The following is a 15,156-nucleotide window of genomic DNA, read 5'->3' as shown; positions in this document are numbered from 1 at the left end:
CAGATCACTCACTTGAGAAGAATGAAAAACGCCCTGCAATCTTGTTGCGCCACATGGGCACCAGCGGGCTTTCAACCACTCCGACAGCCTCATAGGCATGGATGAAGTGGTCTTTGCTTGTCATGAAGCCGAGGTGTTTGCAGGGAACCTGCGGCACCCAGCGAAACAGGATGACCTCCGCTGGTTTTGGTTTCTGCAAAAGCCCTTGCATCTCATGCAAATACTGGTGCGCGGCATTGAGCAGTTGGTCCTCCCCCTTCAGCTCTGCCCATTCTGGTGCGTAACTGGTGGGAATGGGCGGCTCGGTGTAATGCAAAAAGCGGTAGAGGCCGCGGATAAAACCGAGGCAATCGCAGCCTGCGCCTTTGGTTGTTGCCTGATGCTGGTAAGGCGTTCCAACCCAGCTGTGCGCTTCCCTTAGGAGGGTGTGGGGAGATTGCTGCATGATTACCCCACCAGCTTTTCGCCGTTGTTGGCAGCCGATTGGCTTTCTGGCCCCGCGAGGATGAAGTCGTTGCCAGGCATATGAGGAAAGCCTCGGAAGTTCTCGGTGTTTTGGAACTTCGTCTGGCAGCTGCCCCAGCCTTTATCGCAGCCTGCGGAAACGGATGCAGATACCGGATAGGTTTGCTCCAATAACAAGGGTGCCCAGAGCGTGAGCTTGTGCTTGCCTTGTTCTATGAAGTGACTGGCTATGCGCAGGGGTTGATTGGCGTAGGGGCCGGACAGAAAGGTGAGTTTGCCGAAGGACCACCAATTTGTGCTGATATCCGTGTTGGCTTGAATGATCAGCCGATTGCCGTCTTCTTTGCCTATGATACTCACCTGTCTCGAATAGGTGGCTGTGTTCAGCTCGATCCCGCATTTGGCGTCTCCCAGATCCGCATGGCATTGGTGAGAGAGTTGCCGCCCCTTTGGCTCAGAGAGTTTGGCAGCCAATGAGCGGAATTCGGCGCGGAACACATCAGCATCTCTAGTGATTTCGCCAAGAGAGCCGCGTCGGAGCAATTGGTGTTGTTCTGGATTTTGCCAGTTGACCAGATAGACCTCAACTTCGGCATTGTCCCAGAGGCCCGCACTCAACTCCTTTTCGCTCAAGCTGTCGGAAGAAAGGAAGCCCAGCGCTTCTTCCTGCCCGGCCTGAAAATCGGATTGAGCCATGGCCTGCGTGCCATCCAGTCCGATGCCGGGCTCATAGGATTTGCCAAGCAATGTAATGGAGTGGTCGTGTGTGGTGAAACCAAGGCTGAGGCCAGATGGGGCGGTTAAGCACCAGCAGTAGGCCACGGTTGTGCCTTCACCGGTCAGGTGTTCTTTCAAAGCAGCATTGAACATGAGTTTACTCGCGGAGTTGGTTTCAGATGAGAAGTTCGACGAGTGGGATGGACGGCACCTGCCCCGCTTCGAAGTGCAGGAGGTTGATTTCCAGCTGATCGCTTTCAAAGCGTGTGGGCGTGTCGAACAGGAAACCCGCCGTGATCACCTGATCGTTTGAGGGAATGTGGCCTGCTTGAAATTCCAGGATGCCTGTTAACGGATCGAGCAGCACATCGCTGCCGACGGTTTTCAGTTGACCAGCGACTGCAACAGACACGGTTCCGGCCACTGGTTTCGTGATCCTACGCTGCCAGGTGACGCTTGCAGCACCGACTGGTTTGATGAGCTGGAAAGACGTTGTTGTCCCGTCGCCTGTTCCGATTGTCACATCGGTTGCAGATGGAGTTGCGTCAAAGCTGCAGGATTTATGGTCCATGGGGTCACGAAACCGGAATCCGCAGAGGCGACCACCCACTTTTTCGAAGAAGGAGAGTACTCGTTGCAGGTCTGCTGAGCTGCGCAATCCGGTCCCCACATCAAAATGCCGTCGCGTTCCCTTCCAGATGGCGTTTCGGGTTTCGGCGCCATTGAGTAACCTTGTGACCTGACTGCGTTTTTCTACTCTGACAGAAGCCCCTAGGGAAATTCCAAGTGGGAATGATTCATCAACAAAACATGGTTGCATTTCACCCTCCTGTTTGACTTGGCTCAAGGCTGGGCGCCCGCGAAGCATCTAATAGATTTGATATGGGAAAGTTATCTGCGTGATTTGCGTAGACCCGTTGTCGATGCTCCTCCCTCTTTGCAAAGCAACGGTCTTTTCCAAAAAGTTTGCTACCACCGTCCGGTAGCAAAGCCACGTCGGTCCTTGAGTCCCTCCTCTTCAATGCCGACGTCATAGCCCGCGTCGCCCCCGTCCGGTGGCGCGGGCCATTATCATCGCAATCTGCCCCTGAGATCTTTCAAAGCTGCGCACATCCTGTGTCGCCACATTTATTGTGACGCTGGGCTGCGTGTTGCCCGCATTCATGGCAACGCCCAGACGACCATCATTGCCGCGCTGCAAAGGCAGGATTGCCTCTGCTCCGGCCTCTCCCATCACCCCCAAGCCTGTGTTGCCTGCAGCAAACATGGTTGGGCTGGAAACGACACCGCCTTTTGCAAAGGGCGTTACGCCTGCCACATTGCCAATGGCTGATGAAATTCCGGCAGAAAGCAGGTTCTCAAGCGGCTTTAAGGCACTGTTGAGAGCAGAGCTGGACATGTTGAGCGCGACTTGTGAGAGGATCGATTGCAGGTCTTTGCCAGAAGTGACTGCGCTTTGCAGACCTTTGCCAAGCTCTGAAGAGAATTCTTTGGCAAGGGTATTGACCTCCTGCATGGTTGTTTCCAGCTCGCGTGCATCTTCTACGTTCAGCGTTTCACTAAAACTATCTGTCATGGTGTTTGTTGGTCCTCATTGTCTGGAAATTGGGATACCAGCTCCTCCAACACGCCCCGCGTGATTGTGCGTGCACTGCGGTTTCCCGGCGGGATGAAGGCCATTTCCAGCTCAATCAGTGTTGATTGCCAGAAGGTGTTTGGTGACCAGCCAAGCTCCCGGCAGGCTTTGTGCATCAGGTCATGCCAGGGCACCGGTTGGTTTTCAGATTGCTCATGCTTCACGATTGAGACTGCTGAGGTGGAGAGAACGTGACCACCAGGAGCTCACCTGCCAGCTTGGCAAGGGCTGCTACACCGCCTTCATGGGAGAGTTCGGCAACTTCTTCGTTCTCAATGATCAATCCACCACCGCGAAGGCCTGCACCCAGCACTTTGATGATATCGGCAGCACTCAGCTGACCAGAGGAAAACCGCTCGCTCAGCTGCTGCAATGTGCTGCAACTGAGCGCGTCTTCCAGCTCAGCCAGAGCCCCAAGTGTGAGCACCAATATGTGCTTTTGACCGCCGAGGTCCGCGAGGACTTCACCGCGCCTGCGATTAACGCCCCGGTCATAGGTTTTTGATGGCATCGTATGCTCCTCAAGTTAGCGGGGTGAACGTGAGAGCACCGGCGGATTCCAGCGAGATCTCGAAGGTGACTTCAGATCGGTAGTCGCCGGAGTATTCCAATGCAGACAAGTGAAACGGGCCTTCCAGTGTTCCAAAGCCGGGCAGGATTATCTGCCATGCACGCAGCTCTCCAGCAAAGAAAGCGGTGCGGACTTTTTCTGCGGAGGCTTTATCGCGAAACAGACCACTGCCAGAGAGTGAGGCGTGGCGGGTGGAAGCCCCTGCCAGCAGCTCCCGCCAGCGACCTGTGCTTTCTGCATCGGTGATATCGATGGGCGTGGCATTTAGGGCGAGGCGTCTTGAGCGCAAGCCTGCCACGCTTTCAAAGGTGCCGTCCCCCACTGTGTCCAGTTTCAACAACAGGTCTTTTCCGGCCTGAGCGACCATCTGTTTTCCTCTCAAAGGTTGGTGTTAAGCAGTCTGTTGCAGCAGGACGGAGAACTTGATGCGTCCGTACCATGTGCGGCCATCACTCAGGCGGCGGCAGCTGGTTTCGGTCATGGTCAAGCCTGCTGCCTCGGTTCCAGCGGATGACGTGACACCAGCCTCCAGCAGCTCGTTGAAGATCTGCAGGATTTCCTGAGTTTGAGCCCGATCTGCATGGCGCGAGTAGATGCCGATGGAGCCAGTGAGCCTGCCACCATCGTCCAGATGACCTGTCAGCAATTGAGTGGTGACGGCTTCCAGCGTTGCATAGGGTAGTGCTGCCCCCCTTGGCACGCCGTCGAACACCCGCTTGGGATCTCCCAGATAAGGTGTCAGGGAGGCCTTGGCATGGATTGCCTGAAACAGGGCTTTGCGGAATTCAAGTTCCCCCATCATCGCCCTCCTCCTGCTCGCAAAGGATCTGCATGAAGGGAGCTTGCTCTGAGTGTGGGAGAACTGCTTTTACCCTGAGGCTCTGTCCATCTCGCTCCACCCGCCACCCCTCCGCCACATCTGTACGACGGCGAATGGTAAGCGTGAGTGGGTAAGTGCTGGCGATACGGCCTGCCACGGTGCTCTGTGAGCCAGTAGATGCCTCTACGAGCGCCCAAACCATGGCGACTTGCTGATAGCTTTTGGTGATCGAGCCATCCGTGCCGTTGGTGATCTCTGGCCTAAGCAGCAGCAGAGGCTCGTTGAGAGTGCCCGCCGCCCTCATATCCTGAGCACCTTGTAAGGAGACAGCGCTGCCTCAAAGCCATGGGGCATGAGGCCTGTAAGGCGGTCTTCTTCCAGCATGGAGCGGCGCTCATACCAGAAGCCAACCAGCATCAGGATCGCAGTTTGCAAACCAGCAGGGACGGCAGTTGCCGCCACACCATAGCCTGCTTTGAAGTCAATCTCGATGCCGTTAAGGTCACGCAGAGGCCCGATGGCGCCAGCCTTAAAGCGCAGGCGGGCGGGGTTCCCAGCAAGATCCGACTGATAGTTTGAAGCTGGCACCAGTTGTTGGTTGCCTTCCGTATCATAGGTGTAGACCTGCAGGATCTGGGCGACGGGTGCAACCGGCAGGCGGATCAGGCGGTCTGGTGAAAGATCATCCAGAAGCAGTCGCCACTCCTGATCGATAAGAGCCCGCCGTGTGAGGGTCTCCACTTGCTCCCGCGCGGCTTTGATCAGACGTAGGATCAGATCATCCTCGTGGGTGTGGGAGACCCTGAGCTGAGCATGCGCCTGGGCGAGCGAAACCGGCTCCAGAGCCGGTGGCACTGTGAGTATAGCCGTCACGGCGGCCCCTCCTCGATTGTTGATGAAGATGATTAAGCGCTGAAGTTCAGCAGTTTGTAGGCATCGAAATCCATGATGCCGCCGCCGACGCGTTTGGTGATGTAAAACAGCACGTTCGGTTTGCTGGTGTATGGGTCACGCAGAACAGAGATACCGACACGGTCCACCACCATGTAGCCGCGGTGGAAGTCACCAAACGCGATGGCGTAGGGATCTGAGGCTGCGGTCATATCCGGCATGTGTTCAGCTTCAGTGACCGGGAAGCCCATGAGGCTTGGGTCAGCGCCGGCAGCTGCGGGTGGTTGCCAGATGTAGTTGCCCTGCCCGTCCTTCAGCTTGCGGATGGCCGCCTGTGTTCTGCGATTGAAGAGGAAGCGGGCGTTGCGACGGATAGCGGTTTTAACACCGTAAATCAGCGAGATCAGCAGATCGCTTCCATTGGAAGAGGGAAACGCCCCTGCCTGCCCTGTTTTGATGGACCCGATGGAGAGGCCTGTATCATCCAGTGTGCCGTGAATTGTGCCCTTGAGCAGCCCTTGCGGCTGACTGGTGCCGTTGCCATTGAGGAAAGCTGCCGATTCCTTTTCTGCAAAGACCGTTTCCACCTCTTCTGCCAGAATTTCACCGATGTTGACGGCTGCATCATCCAACAGGGTTTGGGTGACGGCTGGCAGAGCGGAAAGCTCGAAGATCTTCACCTCTCGCATCTCAAACTTCATTGCATTTGTGGGAGTGCTACGAGCGTCGGTTTCGCCTTCCCAGTCCGCATCCGGGTTCACCGTTACAACGGGACGGCGGTAGGATGCACCTGAGATTTTGCGATTGGAGGCGATGGAGCGGATGGGGGACAGAGCCGTGATGCGGCGCAGGATGTCCGTTTCCAGTTGCTCCGGCACCAGATACCCGCCATCAGCAGCAGTGCCAGAGGACATGGCCTTTTGTTCCAGCGCTTTGAGGTGGGTTTCCTGTCCGTCACGCATATAGGTCTCAAACGCGGATTTATGTTCAACTTCAGCTGATGGGCCGCCTGTGGTTTCTGGCGTTGACCGCGGCAAGCGCTGGGATTTGAGTTGGAGTTCGTTCAGATGGCGCAGCTGACCATCAATGATCTCGTCCAGTCGGGCCAGTTTTTCATCCAGGAGCACGTCAGAGCTGGATTTTTGTTCTAACTCGGCCAGACGCATGTCGTTGGTCTGGGTGTATTCGGAATAAGCGTGGTTTAGCTGGTTGAAGCTGCCGGAAGCCTCCATTCCAGACACAAACTGCCCTGTTGCCGGGCCAGAAAGTGCGGGATGAGCTGATTTTCCTGCAGCTTCCCGTGCGAAGTCTTTGGTCTCTAATGCGGGATTGTATGTATTTTTCATAGGATTATTTTCCTCATAAAGCATATAAAAAAACTGCGGTGCCAATTGGGACCACAGATCGTACTTTCAATTAATCAGGAACTTCAGGAGACCACGGTCAGGCGTGCTGATGGCAGCAGCGGGAACGTAACCAGAGAGATTTCCCAGAGGTCTACCGCCAGTACATCCCGTCTGCCGGTTTTGCTGTTGCGCTGGGCGCGGCGGGTTTTGAAGCCAATGGACAATCCATCCAGTATACCCGTTTGCACCATGGCGATGGCTTGCCGGCCCTGCGTGATGCCCGGATAGAGCAAGCCCTTCACAAACAGGCCGATGCTGTCCTCCTGAATGTGTAGCCACTTGCCGATGGGGTGGGACGGGTCATGCTGCCAGAGCATTTTTACATCCGTGAGCTTTTGCTTTTGCAGCGTGCTTTGAAATGCACCTTTGCGCATGACATCGCCGCCCTGATCGCTTAGTTCAAACCGGCTGGCGTAGCCCTCAATGGCGATGGGGTGATCTGTGTTCAAATTGATTGCCTCCCTTAGCGAGCTTTCAATTGCTTTTTCTGCCGGAGTTTGCTCCCTCCGACTTTGCCGCGCGTCGTTCCACCAATGCTCCGGCGAGTGCCTTGGTGAAGTTGGCGAAGGTCTGTACAGGGGCTTCATTGCCGCGCTGAGTTGGCTGTTGTTTTTGCTCAACGGGCACGGCTTGTGTTTTGTAATTTTGGGTCAAGGCTTCACCTTCAACCTTTCAAATTATCTCAATAGTCAGAGTACCCGGTTTTCAAGGATCCATACGCAGCAACTGGTTGAGTTTTTCCAGTTCACTCATGAACTCCTCGAACCTGCGATTGAACCGGATGACTTGCTTTAGTGCCCACAAGAGCAGTGATGTGGACGTGCCTGCCCAGGCACCGAGCGCCACATGGGCGAGATCTCCTTTTGCAGCGAGCGCTGCCAGTAACTCATTCATCTTTACCCTCCGCCCCATATCCAACGGCGATGCGCTTTTCATCGCGGGAGAGGAAGTCTGCTGCGGTGATGCGATCCCACAGTGCTTTGCGTTCCTGCGCCAGCGCTTCTACTGCATCGAGATCCAGCTCCAGCGTGACCTGCTCCTCATAAGCAGCAGAGAGCCAGTTGGAGAGCTCGGAGAGAACCCGTGCGGCGAGCGGCACGACCGTCAAGCGCCAGAAGGCGCGGTTGGCTTCCTGATAGTTGGCATAGGTGTTGTCTCCCGGAATGCCGAGCAGCATGGGCGGCACGCCGAAGGCCAGTGCAATTTCGCGGGCAGCGACATTCTTCAGCTCAATGAAGTCCATATCTTTGGGGGACATGCCCATCTGCTTCCAGTCGAGCCCGCCTTCCAGCAACATGGGGCGGCCTGCATTCCTCGCCCCCTGATAGGAGCTTTCCAACTCTTCCTTAAGGCGGTGGAACTGGTCGTCGGTCATATTCATAGCATCGCCTGCGCCATAGACCAACGCCCCCGTCGGGCAAGCCGCGTTGTCAAGCAGTGATTTGTTCCAGTCTCCGGCGGCATTATGGATATCAAGAGCAATCTGCGCGGCCTCAATGGGCGCAAAGCCGTAGTGGTCGTTGAGCGGATTGAAGAGCTTGATGTGCAGGACGGGTTGGAGCTTATCGCCTGGTGCTTTGCGCAGCTCCACTTTGCGACCGGCTACCTGATACTCGTAGGCCTCCACCCAGCCAGCCTCATCCACCAGCACCTTCATACGGTCCGGGCGCAGGGCATGAAGCTCACGCGGTGCGCCCTCCAGCGAGACAGCCTCCACATACGCATTGCCGGAGACCAGCAGGAAGCCGTAGACCTCCTCCAGAAACGAGCGCCGTGTTTGCATGCGAGTGGGCTTGTTCAGAAGTTCCATCAAGGGATGGGCTTCCAGCTCTTCATCGCCGACCTTCACAGTGAGGGACACGTTTGCGGCAGCCTCCGAGATAAGGCGCACGCATCTGTAGGCAATAGGGTTTCGTAAATACCCTTGGTTTATAAGTGATTCATAGTTGCGCGGGGTCCAGGCGGCCCCTTCACCAAACCGCATAAAGGCGACGGATTTTGCTCGTGATGCCTTTTGCTCAGTTACTGGTGAAAAAACTGAATCAAGAAGTCTGCGTAACCCCATGAGATCAGAGTCCTTTTCGCTCTAACTTAATGTTTTGATTCATGTATTTGAGTGCACAAAAGCTGTTTGCTTTTGGTCTGCCTTGATAAACAGCTTTAACTCATTTTCTCGCGTATCCTTATCCGAAAACCGGTTCCCACTTTTCGGCGATACACGGAGGGCTAATCCTCACAAACAGATTCAAATTTACGAGCTAACCCTTCAGATTATTAGTGTTTTTACAGTTTGCGCAGGCGTGGTTTGCCTGCCGGGCGGCGGTTGAGTTCTGTCATGGCCCAAACCAGTGCATCCAGCCGATCGGGTGATCTTCCGTTGCTCAGTCCACCAACTCCAAAGTCGGAGAGTTCATCTTCCAACTCAGGAAAAACACCGCAGTGATGAACGCGCCCTTGCTCGTATAGCAGGGCGACCGGCTCAGCTCTGCGGCGTTTGCTTTTTGTCGCGTGGACGGACTTTACCGGCACGCTGGCATCAACACTTTCAATGACCTCATGCACCATCTCACCGCCCTGATTGACCTCCGCTAGCAGGCAGTCGGCCTCCAGCTCATGATAGAGCTTGATGGCATGTTCAGCCCATAAGGCGGGTCGCAGGCCTTGTGCGGTTCGGTCTCGCAAGACATACAGGTCGCCTGCCTCTGTGGTACCTGCTGCAACGATGCCACAGGAATCTGCAGTCCTGCCCGATGTGGCTGGCGGGTCCACAGCAACCACGATGCGCTGAAGTTCAGGCACATCTCTTACCCGGCCCATCTCAAACCATTTACGGGCGAACAACGCATCTTCCCGGTCTTCAATCAGCTCGCCATCCAGCTCCTGCCTACCGAGCCGTGTGCCGCCATACCGCTCTGTCATTTGTTGCAGAAAAACCTCTGCCAGAAAGGCGGCATTCGCTTTCGTGCCAGCCTTGGTCACCACAGTGCCTTTATCCTGCAGCAGCAGTTTCAATAGCGGAGTCGACTTAGGCGTTGTCGTCACCAATTGCTGTGGCTGCATCCCCAGACGCAGACCGAACTGGAGCATATCAAAGGTCTGGGTCGCATTGCTCCACTTGCCTGCTTCATCACACCAGGCGGCGTCAAATTGAGGGCCGCGCAGCGCTTCCGGATCCTCTGAGGAGAATGCCCGCGCAACAGCTCCGTTCGCCCATTCCAACCTGCGACGGCTTGGATTCCACTGAGGCTTCTGACTTGCCGGATGGACGGCGAGCAGACCAGAAACACCCTCGATCATCACCTCCCGCACATCTGCATAGGTTTGCCCGACCAGAGCGATATTGCCTGCGGTTGGACCACTCCACGCTTCCCCTGCAACCTTGCCTCTGACCCACTCTGCCCCTGCTCTGGTTTTGCCTGCACCGCGTCCGCCCATGAGCAGCCACGTGGACCAGCTTCCATCTGGCGGGCATTGATGGGCGTGTGCGAACACCTGCCAGTTATATTGAAGATAACTCAGTTCACTCTTATTCAGGGTGGCTACAAAGTCATGGAGTTTGCCCTGCGCCACACAAGCTTTCAATGCGCTGCGAAAGCTGTTGTCGCATCTGGTCATCACTCACCTCTTCTGTGCTGTCCTCACCGTGTGCTTGCTGCAGCTCGATCAACATATCCAGCGTCTTGGCGAGGCTGGTAATGGCTTTTGCCGTAGCATCCATCTCACCCGCAGCTGATTGCGGATCACCACTTAGCTTTTTCAGTTTGGCTTCCAGTGTGCTGACCTGCTTTTCGAAGGCAGCATAGAGACGAGCGATCAGGCGCTTGCGTTCTTCTGGCTTAGAGCTGGCAAGCTCCTGCGCCAGTTCCCACTTCCGCAGCCATCCTTCCCGTTTGATCTTGGTGGTAATAGTGCTGCTCGGCAGGCCTGTTTTGCGGGCAATATCCGCAATTGAGATGGCTTCTTCTTCCACCATGCGGCGAACAACCTGCCAGACCTCTAATGGCACACGCAGTCGTGCTGCCTGCTCATCCTCTTGTTGAGGCTCTTGCTCCTCCACCATCGTTCCTCCTGCCGCTAAAGCTGTTTGCGTATCGTTGTTCGAAAACCGGTACCCACTTTTCGGCGATACGCTTTAGGCACAAAAAAAGCCGCCCATTGAGACAAGGAGCAGCTGGTAAATTCTCTAAAATGTAGTGCAGATAGAAAGAGTTGAATTGCCTCTGCAGGCACCGTCACACTTTCTCTAGCATGCCCAAACCCTATCAAAACAACGGTGCGCTGTCAAGATTATATTCCTAAGCCAAGTCACCCAAAGAGGCATGGACACTTATCCCCGTTTCACGTTAGGATTGAAACTCGTTCAACTTTAAATAAAGAAAGCTGTAAGGCTTTGATGAGACATTCAAAAAAGCGCAGGCCCTGAGGCACTGCGCTGGCTTTACAATTGCTTTGAATTTTGACTTATACCCGCTTCTCACCTGTGGAGAAGTAATTGAAAATAAACATATTTTGCAGGATCAGTCTTTGGTGTATTCCTCATCCGGCCAGTCGACGAGATAGTTTTCGAACTCTTCTGGCTCCATTCCATCTTCGCTGATGGTTTTGTCTTGGACTGAGATTCCGGCGTCATGCACGCTCTGCGGATCTTTTGAAACAAGCGGATGCCACCAGTACAGATCCCTGCCCTCACGGATTAGACGATACGCACATGTTGGCGGTAACCATTTCAAAGTTCTTACAGTTTCCGGCGAAAGCTGTACGCAATCGGGCACAGTGTCGAAGCGCTGTTCATAGTTTTTGCACCTACATGTGGTTCCATCCAGCAGAGTGCACGCGACGTTTGTCCAGTAGATTGCGCCTGTGTCCCAATCTTCAAGCTTGTTCAGACAGCAGCGTCCACATCCATCACAGAGAGACTCCCATTCTTCATGGGTCATCTCATCTAGGGTTTTGGTCTGCCAGAAAGGGCGATGACTCTCAGAGTTTACGGATACCATTTATGTCGTTCTCATTGCAAAATTCCGATGGGAATATCGCGAGGATGTCGCTTAGCTAGTTCTTCGGTTTGGTTCATTGTCCCCCTTTGCGCATTCAGGGGAGTGACCGGTACTACGGGTAATCAGTTTGGAAGAGAACTCTGATAACAGCGAAAAGCAGAATGTCACGGAAAATTCTGCTGAAAATGTGAAAAAAAAGGGTAAGGAGCGATCTTTTACCCTTCAGGATCTATCTCAGCGGATGCTTGCAACCGATGCATGGCTGGATTCTGCGCTTTGGCACACCTCCCAGTTTCTTGGGGTCTTCTTTCGTGAGTACTCGGCCTTCATGCGCCGGTTCTCTCTACGCGGTCCCTCCAAGTTTGTTGCAGGGCTTGCTTCTGAAGGGCTGACCTATTGCGCGTTCGGCTTTCTGATTGTGCTGACCTTCGCGCAGCCCGCCTTTAAAGCAACGGAACGCTCTGACTGGAAAACCACCTCTGACTTTTCTGTCAGCTTTTTTGACCGGTTCGGGAACCCGATCGGTAAACGTGGCATTTTGCTGAACGACAAAATTCCGCTGGATGAAATTCCTGATCACGTGATCCAGGCCACTCTTGCTACCGAGGACAGACGGTTTTTTGATCACTTGGGAATTGACTTTGTTGGTACCTTCCGCGCCATGGTTGCCAACATAAAAGCACGTTCTGTTGTGCAGGGTGGCTCGTCGATTACACAGCAGCTCGCAAAAAACCTGTTCCTTTCAAACGAACGCACATTACAACGCAAAATCAAAGAGGCTTATCTCGCCTTATGGCTTGAGATGAACCTGACGAAGCGAGAAATTCTCAAATTATACCTCGATCGCGCCTATATGGGTGGCGGGACATTTGGCGTTGCAGCCGCTTCAGAATTTTACTTCGGCAAAGACGTACGCGAAATTTCGCTGGCAGAAGCTGCAATGTTAGCAGGGCTTTATAAGGCCCCTTCCAAGTATGCCCCGCATAAAAACCTGCCCTCGGCCCGTGCCCGCGCCAATGAGGTGCTGACGAATATCGTGCAAGCTGGCTTCATGACTGAGGGACAAGTTATTGGCGCCCGGCGTAATCCGGCCGAGGCGATTGACCGGAGCAAAAGTCAGGCTCCGGATCACTTCCTCGATTGGGCGTTCGAGCAGGTGAAAGACCTAGCGGAACAGTACCCGGAGCTCAGTAATGACAGAGTTATTTCCGTTCGCACCACGCTTGATCCGGGCCTGCAGCGGGAAGCTACCAACCAAATCGAAAGCACCTTGCGCCAATACGGCAAACGTTACGGCGTTGAAGAAGCAGCCATGACAGTTATCACCACCGAAGGCGCTGTGCGCTCTATGGTTGGTGGGCGTGATTATGATGAAAGCCAGTTCAACAGAGCGACAGATGCACTTCGCCAGCCAGGTTCATCTTTCAAACCATTTGTGTATATGACGGCCTTCCTGAATGGATATGAAAGCGAGAGTGTTGTCCCCGATCGTCCGGTCAACATCGGCGGCTGGAGCCCACGCAATTATACCCGCAGCTATGCGGGCGCCGTGACGCTGAAAACGGCCTTGACCAAGTCAATCAACACCATTCCTGTTCGTCTGGCACAAGCCATCGGGCGCGATAAGATTGCAACCACAGCCTATATGATGGGCATCAACAGCGAGCTGCGGATTACACGCGCGATGCCGCTTGGTGTCTCTGAAGTGACGGTTCTGGATATGACAAGTTCCTATGCGGCTTTCGCAGCTGGCGGGAAGAAGGTTGATCCTTACGCCGTCTTAGAGTTGCGCAACTCCAAAGGTGAGTTGCTTTACAATCATGACCGTGATGCTGGCCCTTCTCTGCGCATTCTGCCGTTTGATAAGGTGGCGATGATGAATGACATCCTGGTAAACGTGGTGGAACGCGGCACTGGACGACGCGCCCGGCTGGAGGGAATAACTGCGGCAGGAAAGACGGGCACAACGCAGGCCTATCGTGACGCCTGGTTTATTGGATACACAGGCAATCTTGCGGCTGCGGTCTGGTATGGAAACGATGACTTTTCTTCCTCGCGCCGCATGACCGGTGGTAGCTTACCTGCGATGACCTGGGGCAACTTTATGAAGTATGCGCACCAGGGGTTGGAGCTAAAAGCTATGCCCGGTGTGGAGCCGCCAGAAGGTAAGGATGTTATTGCCGCAAACGGTCTTAGTGATGTTGAGATTACTGGCCCGCCAGAGCTGCTCAACAGAACGTCTCAGCAAGTTCTGGAAGCGCTTGGGAAACGGCTGCGTGCACTTCCATTCAACAGTATTTCTCAGTCAAACGTGCAGGCCCAACTGGGCTCTGACACAAAGGCGGATGTGACTTATACCCGATGACACACACCCCTCACATGCCTTTGGTGGCGGTTCGCGAGCCAGAAACCACCCAGATTTTTGATGGAGAAACCTCCTGGCAAAAGCCTTGGCCTCATATTTCGCCATTGCTTTTCAAAGCGCCGTTTTTCTCATTCGGGCCGTTTTTATTCTCCATCATGATCGCTTTGATCGTGGGGATAGGCAGTGCTTATCTGTCGCTCAACAGAGGTTCACCGTTCAGCGCACTGGAGAGTGGCGTGTGGGTAGCACACCCGCATGCGGGAACGATCGACAGTGATCCTTACAGTACGGCGATCTTTGCACGAACCGGGCGAGTGCCGCTTGGAAGTGGTGAAGGCATTGCATTTTACGCTGCCTTTGATGACAGCGGACGGGCGCTAGACCCCCAGTGCAATTACCGAATTGCGGGTAAGGTGCCTTCTACCCGGCTTTGGACCATCACGGCTTTGAACAACGCGCTGGAGCTGCTTGCGACCGATGCTGGCCGCGCCTCCTTGCATAGCCATGGCATTTTGACGGATCACACAGGTGCGTTTGCAATTCAGGTTTCGCCTGAAGCGCGGCCAGGGAACTGGCTGCCAACTGGGGGGAGTAACGGGCTGGTGTTTGCCATGCGTCTTTACGATATCCCCTATACCACGGGTGCCGGTTTGAGTGCCCCAGTGATGCCCGCTGTTGAATTGGTGAGTTGCAAATGAATGATCTCCTCAAAAAACTGCAGGACCTTTACATTTCCCCGCGCTGGATTTTGTGGGGCATGGGTGGTTTGCTCGTCGCGGGGATAATTCATGTGGCCATTGTTTTGAGCGTTCCCGCTTACGTTCCGCATTCTCCTTATGAGCGCGTTGGCAGCTTTGGCGCGGACCGCAGTTTTCAGATGCTGCCACCGATCCTACCACGCAGTGAGCCGCTGCCAGATCTCGACCCATCTATGCGCCATGCGATCTGTCGTTATTCCCTCGAAAATGGGCCACTGATTGTGAACGCATTTGCTCCCTCTCCGTTCTGGTCACTTGGCCTGTTTAATGAAAAGGGACAGGTGACTTACAGTCTGAATGACAAGACGTCTGAAGGCGAAGCAGTGCGCATGCTGGTGTTGACACCACAGCAGCTTTCGATACTGCGCGAAAACCCGCCAGAAGATCTGGAAGAGATGATTGTGGTTGAGACGAATGAGCTGAAGGGGTTTGCGTTGTTCCGCGCCTTTGCACCGTCCAATGCGTATCTGCCACAGATCTCAGCAGCGCTACGATCCGCAACTTGCTCTGATCTGCCAAAGATTTAGAGC

The 15,156-nt window shown here is 54.6% G+C and carries 21 protein-coding genes; 3 read left to right on the top strand and 18 right to left on the bottom strand.

Annotated elements, in window-relative coordinates; all coding sequences use genetic code 11:
• Positions 1-4: 4 nt before the first annotated feature.
• The 18 genes from BM231_RS19740 to BM231_RS19655 form a co-directional block, all read right to left on the bottom strand.
• Positions 5-445, bottom strand: coding sequence for a C40 family peptidase (locus tag BM231_RS19740; protein WP_093522070.1), 441 nt, complete (start codon positions 443-445; stop codon positions 5-7).
• Positions 446-447: 2 nt separating this feature from the next.
• Positions 448-1,335, bottom strand: a complete 888-nt coding sequence (locus BM231_RS19735) for a DUF2163 domain-containing protein (RefSeq protein WP_093522068.1) — start codon at positions 1,333-1,335, stop codon at positions 448-450.
• Between the two features lie 22 nt (positions 1,336-1,357).
• Positions 1,358-2,002 (bottom strand): DUF2460 domain-containing protein, encoded by a 645-nt coding sequence (locus tag BM231_RS19730; protein ID WP_167550319.1) that lies wholly within the window; start codon positions 2,000-2,002, stop codon positions 1,358-1,360.
• A gap of 210 nt (positions 2,003-2,212) precedes the next feature.
• On the bottom strand, positions 2,213-2,758 hold the full coding sequence (locus BM231_RS19725) for a phage tail tape measure protein (protein WP_093522064.1): 546 nt from the start codon (positions 2,756-2,758) through the stop codon (positions 2,213-2,215).
• Entirely contained in the window at positions 2,755-2,982 is a 228-nt protein-coding gene (locus tag BM231_RS19720) for a phage tail assembly chaperone (RefSeq protein WP_093522062.1), read from the bottom strand. The genes BM231_RS19725 and BM231_RS19720 overlap by 4 nt, the downstream gene beginning before the upstream one ends.
• On the bottom strand, positions 2,979-3,329 hold the full coding sequence (locus BM231_RS19715; RefSeq protein WP_093522060.1) for a gene transfer agent family protein: 351 nt from the start codon (positions 3,327-3,329) through the stop codon (positions 2,979-2,981). Before BM231_RS19715 ends, BM231_RS19720 begins: the two co-directional genes overlap by 4 nt.
• A gap of 10 nt (positions 3,330-3,339) precedes the next feature.
• The gene (locus tag BM231_RS19710; protein ID WP_093522058.1) at positions 3,340-3,756 is read right to left on the bottom strand and encodes a phage major tail protein, TP901-1 family; all 417 of its coding nucleotides are present in this window, start codon (positions 3,754-3,756) and stop codon (positions 3,340-3,342) included.
• A 24-nt stretch (positions 3,757-3,780) separates the two neighbouring features.
• Positions 3,781-4,188: a DUF3168 domain-containing protein gene (locus tag BM231_RS19705; protein WP_208860520.1), complete on the bottom strand. Its 408-nt coding sequence runs from the start codon at positions 4,186-4,188 to the stop codon at positions 3,781-3,783.
• Positions 4,175-4,513, bottom strand: a complete 339-nt coding sequence (locus BM231_RS19700; RefSeq protein WP_093522056.1) for a phage head closure protein — start codon at positions 4,511-4,513, stop codon at positions 4,175-4,177. The genes BM231_RS19705 and BM231_RS19700 overlap by 14 nt, the downstream gene beginning before the upstream one ends.
• A complete protein-coding gene (locus BM231_RS19695; protein ID WP_093522054.1) occupies positions 4,510-5,082 on the bottom strand; it encodes a head-tail connector protein in 573 nt (190 codons plus the stop codon). Before BM231_RS19695 ends, BM231_RS19700 begins: the two co-directional genes overlap by 4 nt.
• A gap of 32 nt (positions 5,083-5,114) precedes the next feature.
• Entirely contained in the window at positions 5,115-6,446 is a 1,332-nt protein-coding gene (locus tag BM231_RS19690) for a phage major capsid protein (protein WP_093522052.1), read from the bottom strand.
• A gap of 83 nt (positions 6,447-6,529) precedes the next feature.
• Positions 6,530-6,955 carry an HK97 family phage prohead protease gene (locus BM231_RS19685; RefSeq protein WP_093522050.1) on the bottom strand — a complete coding sequence of 142 codons (426 nt, stop codon included), beginning with the start codon at positions 6,953-6,955 and terminating at the stop codon, positions 6,530-6,532.
• 25 nt (positions 6,956-6,980) lie between these two features.
• Positions 6,981-7,160 carry a hypothetical protein gene (locus BM231_RS19680; protein WP_093522048.1) on the bottom strand — a complete coding sequence of 60 codons (180 nt, stop codon included), beginning with the start codon at positions 7,158-7,160 and terminating at the stop codon, positions 6,981-6,983.
• 51 nt (positions 7,161-7,211) lie between these two features.
• A complete protein-coding gene (locus BM231_RS19675; RefSeq protein ID WP_063293237.1) occupies positions 7,212-7,400 on the bottom strand; it encodes a hypothetical protein in 189 nt (62 codons plus the stop codon).
• Entirely contained in the window at positions 7,393-8,571 is a 1,179-nt protein-coding gene (locus BM231_RS19670) for a phage portal protein (protein ID WP_093522046.1), read from the bottom strand. The genes BM231_RS19675 and BM231_RS19670 overlap by 8 nt, the downstream gene beginning before the upstream one ends.
• 218 nt (positions 8,572-8,789) lie before the next feature.
• Positions 8,790-10,076 carry a terminase large subunit domain-containing protein gene (locus BM231_RS19665; RefSeq protein ID WP_093522044.1) on the bottom strand — a complete coding sequence of 429 codons (1,287 nt, stop codon included), beginning with the start codon at positions 10,074-10,076 and terminating at the stop codon, positions 8,790-8,792.
• Positions 10,054-10,566, bottom strand: coding sequence for a hypothetical protein (locus tag BM231_RS19660; RefSeq protein ID WP_093522042.1), 513 nt, complete (start codon positions 10,564-10,566; stop codon positions 10,054-10,056). Before BM231_RS19660 ends, BM231_RS19665 begins: the two co-directional genes overlap by 23 nt.
• A 457-nt stretch (positions 10,567-11,023) precedes the next feature.
• A complete protein-coding gene (locus BM231_RS19655; RefSeq protein ID WP_057465880.1) occupies positions 11,024-11,503 on the bottom strand; it encodes a YcgN family cysteine cluster protein in 480 nt (159 codons plus the stop codon).
• A gap of 127 nt (positions 11,504-11,630) precedes the next feature.
• On the opposite strand from BM231_RS19655, the gene BM231_RS19650 reads away from it, so the two are divergent.
• The 3 genes from BM231_RS19650 to BM231_RS19640 are packed head-to-tail and all read left to right on the top strand — an operon-like array spanning position 11,631 to position 15,153.
• Positions 11,631-13,868, top strand: coding sequence for a transglycosylase domain-containing protein (locus tag BM231_RS19650; RefSeq protein ID WP_093522040.1), 2,238 nt, complete (start codon positions 11,631-11,633; stop codon positions 13,866-13,868).
• On the top strand, positions 13,865-14,566 hold the full coding sequence (locus BM231_RS19645) for a DUF1214 domain-containing protein (RefSeq protein ID WP_063293242.1): 702 nt from the start codon (positions 13,865-13,867) through the stop codon (positions 14,564-14,566). The genes BM231_RS19650 and BM231_RS19645 overlap by 4 nt, the downstream gene beginning before the upstream one ends.
• Positions 14,563-15,153 (top strand): DUF1254 domain-containing protein, encoded by a 591-nt coding sequence (locus BM231_RS19640; protein WP_093522038.1) that lies wholly within the window; start codon positions 14,563-14,565, stop codon positions 15,151-15,153. The genes BM231_RS19645 and BM231_RS19640 overlap by 4 nt, the downstream gene beginning before the upstream one ends.
• The last annotated feature ends 3 nt before the right edge of the window (positions 15,154-15,156 follow it).

It is taken from the genome of Pseudovibrio ascidiaceicola (genome assembly GCF_900114245.1).
Taxonomy (GTDB): domain Bacteria; phylum Pseudomonadota; class Alphaproteobacteria; order Rhizobiales; family Stappiaceae; genus Pseudovibrio; species Pseudovibrio ascidiaceicola.
The sequence above is the reverse complement of the archived record's forward strand: the minus strand, read 5'-3'. Positions and strand labels throughout refer to the sequence as shown.

Bases quoted from the DNA above. Each gene is read 5' to 3' on its own strand.
- BM231_RS19705 (WP_208860520.1), bottom strand. From the start codon at position 4,188: ATGGGGGAACTTGAATTCCGCAAAGCCCTGTTTCAGGCAATCCATGCC.
- BM231_RS19735 (WP_093522068.1), bottom strand. From the start codon at position 1,335: ATGTTCAATGCTGCTTTGAAAGAACACCTGACCGGTGAAGGCACAACC.
- BM231_RS19700 (WP_093522056.1), bottom strand. From the start codon at position 4,513: ATGAGGGCGGCGGGCACTCTCAACGAGCCTCTGCTGCTGCTTAGGCCA.
- BM231_RS19675 (WP_063293237.1), bottom strand. From the start codon at position 7,400: ATGAATGAGTTACTGGCAGCGCTCGCTGCAAAAGGAGATCTCGCCCAT.
- BM231_RS19660 (WP_093522042.1), bottom strand. From the start codon at position 10,566: ATGGTGGAGGAGCAAGAGCCTCAACAAGAGGATGAGCAGGCAGCACGA.
- BM231_RS19670 (WP_093522046.1), bottom strand. From the start codon at position 8,571: ATGGGGTTACGCAGACTTCTTGATTCAGTTTTTTCACCAGTAACTGAG.
- BM231_RS19640 (WP_093522038.1), top strand. From the start codon at position 14,563: ATGAATGATCTCCTCAAAAAACTGCAGGACCTTTACATTTCCCCGCGC.
- BM231_RS19715 (WP_093522060.1), bottom strand. From the start codon at position 3,329: ATGCCATCAAAAACCTATGACCGGGGCGTTAATCGCAGGCGCGGTGAA.
- BM231_RS19645 (WP_063293242.1), top strand. From the start codon at position 13,865: ATGACACACACCCCTCACATGCCTTTGGTGGCGGTTCGCGAGCCAGAA.
- BM231_RS19690 (WP_093522052.1), bottom strand. From the start codon at position 6,446: ATGAAAAATACATACAATCCCGCATTAGAGACCAAAGACTTCGCACGG.
- BM231_RS19740 (WP_093522070.1), bottom strand. From the start codon at position 445: ATGCAGCAATCTCCCCACACCCTCCTAAGGGAAGCGCACAGCTGGGTT.
- BM231_RS19725 (WP_093522064.1), bottom strand. From the start codon at position 2,758: ATGACAGATAGTTTTAGTGAAACGCTGAACGTAGAAGATGCACGCGAG.
- BM231_RS19710 (WP_093522058.1), bottom strand. From the start codon at position 3,756: ATGGTCGCTCAGGCCGGAAAAGACCTGTTGTTGAAACTGGACACAGTG.
- BM231_RS19730 (WP_167550319.1), bottom strand. From the start codon at position 2,002: ATGCAACCATGTTTTGTTGATGAATCATTCCCACTTGGAATTTCCCTA.
- BM231_RS19655 (WP_057465880.1), bottom strand. From the start codon at position 11,503: ATGGTATCCGTAAACTCTGAGAGTCATCGCCCTTTCTGGCAGACCAAA.